We start from the raw sequence: 516 nt of genomic DNA on the forward strand, positions 1-516 counted from the left end.
GCCGCTGGAAGGGGTCGGGCTGTTGCTGGCGATCGACCCGATCCTCGACATGGGCCGCACGGCGGTCAACGTCGCCGGCCAGGCCCTGACGCCCACCCTGGTGGCCAAGCGGGCCGGCATCCTCGACCAGGCGGTCTATGACGGGGCGTCGCGCGCGCCTGCCTTCGACGAGCCGGCCGCCCCGGCGGCGGCCTGAGGCCCAAGCCGCCCTCCGGCCGCGCGGTCAGGCCGCGGCCAGCGCCTCCTCGACCTGTCCCAGGCGCTCCTTGCCGAAGAACATCTCGTCGCCGACGAAGAAGGTGGGCACGCCGAAGGCCCCCCGCGCCGCGGCGGCCTCGGTCCCGGCGACCAGCTCGGCCTTGACCTCGGGGGTCTGCGCGGCCTCCAACAGCGCCTGGGCCGGCAGGCCGGCGGCCGCCAGGACCTCGGCGACCACGGCGGGGTCGTCCATCTTCAGGCCGTCCTCCCACATCGCCTTGAGCACGGTCTCGACATAGGCGCCCTCGATGCCCGCCC

2 protein-coding genes are annotated in these 516 nt (G+C 75.4%); one reads left to right on the forward strand and one right to left on the reverse strand.

Annotation, left to right across the window (positions count from 1 at the left end; translation table 11 throughout):
• On the forward strand, positions 1-196 hold a 196-nt coding region (locus D1Z90_RS21135; protein WP_147378844.1), incomplete at its 5' end, for a cation:dicarboxylate symporter family transporter.
• Between the two features lie 27 nt (positions 197-223).
• Here D1Z90_RS21135 and D1Z90_RS21140 read toward each other — a convergent pair.
• A partial coding sequence (locus D1Z90_RS21140) for a DsbA family protein (RefSeq protein WP_198419299.1) occupies positions 224-516 on the reverse strand: 293 nt, incomplete at its 5' end.

This window comes from Motilimonas pumila, assembly GCF_003596335.1.
GTDB lineage: Bacteria > Pseudomonadota > Gammaproteobacteria > Enterobacterales > CBDFNC01 > Motilimonas > Motilimonas pumila.